General features: G+C 70.8%; 1 protein-coding gene. It reads right to left on the reverse strand.

Translation table 11 applies throughout. From position 1 onward, the window contains the following. Window positions 1-65: 65 nt before the first annotated feature. Entirely contained in the window at window positions 66-1,616 is a 1,551-nt protein-coding gene (locus tag ACRX5S_RS33915) for a DHA2 family efflux MFS transporter permease subunit (RefSeq protein ID WP_436777034.1), read from the reverse strand. Window positions 1,617-1,815 lie beyond the last annotated feature (199 nt).

Below are 1,815 nucleotides of genomic sequence, written 5' to 3' on the forward strand. Positions count from 1 at the left end.
CGGCCCTCGCTCATCGGAGAAACAGTCAGACAGAGGTCAGTAGATTCGTTAACGGTTGATATCAGTTAGATGTGGGGCGCGGCCCCGGCGCTCGCCGCGGTCCGGGTCGCGTCCGTGCCGCCGGTCGCGTTTCCCGCTTCCGCCGAGTCCGTCCCGTCCGCGGAAGAAGCGATCGGCACGGAACCGGCATCGGCGGTGCGCGGCGTGCGAAGGACGGTCAGGGTCAGGATCGCCGCGGCGGCCAGGAGGCCCGTGCCGACCGCGAAGGCGAGGTGGTAGCCGCCGGTCAGCGCGGTCGCGGTGTCCTTGCCCTCGGCGAGCAGGTCCTCACTGCGGGAGGTGGACAGCGTGTTGAGCAGCGCCACCCCGAGCGCGGCGCCGATCTGCTGCGTGGTGTTGAACAGGCCGGAGACGACGCCCGCGTCCTCGGGCCGGGCGTCCGACATGGCCAGCGTGGCGAGGGCCGGGAGGACCAGTCCGCCGCCGCCGAGGAGGGCGAAGACCGGGAGAAGATCGGCGGCGTACGAGCCCTGGACGGGGACGCGTACCAGGTAGAGCATGCCCGCGGTGAGCACCAGCAGGCCGGTGAGCAGCACGTTGCGGGCGCCGAAGCGGGCGATGAGGCGGGCCGACACGCCGAGCGAGACCGCGCCGATCGCGACCGCCGTGGGCAGCATCGCCCAGCCGGTCTTCGCGGCGCCGAAGCCGAGTACGTGCTGCATGTAGAGGACCACCAGCACCTGGAACCCGAACATCGCGGCGATGGTGAGGATCTGGACGGCGTTGGCGCCGCTGACGTTGCGGGAGCGGAAGGTGCGCAGCGGGATCAGCGGGGTGCGGGTCCTGGCCTGGCGCACCGCGAACAGCGCGATGAGGGCGAACGCGGCGGCGACGAGGGCCCAGGTGCGAGCGGACGCCCAGCCGTGCTCCTCGGCCTGGACCACCGCGTACACCAGCAGCATGAGGCCCGAGGTGACCAGCGCGGCCCCGACGGCGTCGGCCTTGCCGCGCGGTCCCGTCGGTGTGTCGGAGGCCAGGACGCGGGCCGCGAGCAGCAGGGTCACCGCGCCGATGGGCAGGTTGACCAGGAAGATCCAGTGCCAGTCGGCGAGTTCGGTGAGGACGCCGCCGAGCACCAGGCCGAGCGACGCGCCCGCCGCGCCGATGAAGCTGAACACGCCGATGGCCTTGCCCTGTTCGGCGGGCTCCGGGTACAGCGTGACGATCATGCCGAGGCTGACCGCCGAGGACATCGCGCCGCCCGCGCCCTGGACGAACCGGGCGATCAGCAGCATCTCGGGGCTGGTGGCGAGTCCGGCCGCCACCGAGGCGACGGTGAAGACCGCCAGTCCGGCGAGGAACATGCGCTTGCGGCCGAAGATGTCGCCGAGTCGTCCGGCCAGGAGCAGCAGGCCGCCGAAGGCGATCATGTAGATGTTCATGACCCACGCGAGGTCGGCGGCGGAGAAGCCGAGGTCCTCGCCGATGGCCGGCAGCGCCACCGTCACGATCGTCCCGTCGAGGATGACCATCAGCATGCCCAGGTTCAGCAGCGACAGGGCGAGCGAGCGCGGGTACGTGCGGGAGCCGGAGTGGAGCCGGTCGGTCTGCGCCATCGGGTGTCTCTCCTGATCGGGATTTCGGACGGGGAGGCCGCGGACTCCTCGTCCGCCGACGGGAGAGACGCTAGCAGATAGTTTTCTTAGAGACGATATTTGTCGGGCTGGTTTTTATCGGGATCTTCTTGGATGGGATGAGCGGCGGGCGTGTGCCGCGGAACGCGAAAGCGGCGCCGGGGCCGTGGTGGCGGCTCCG

Source organism: Yinghuangia sp. YIM S09857 (assembly GCF_051388915.1).
GTDB lineage: Bacteria > Actinomycetota > Actinomycetes > Streptomycetales > Streptomycetaceae > Yinghuangia.

Bases quoted from the DNA above. Each gene is read 5' to 3' on its own strand.
- ACRX5S_RS33915 (WP_436777034.1), bottom strand. From the start codon at position 1,616: ATGGCGCAGACCGACCGGCTCCACTCCGGCTCCCGCACGTACCCGCGC.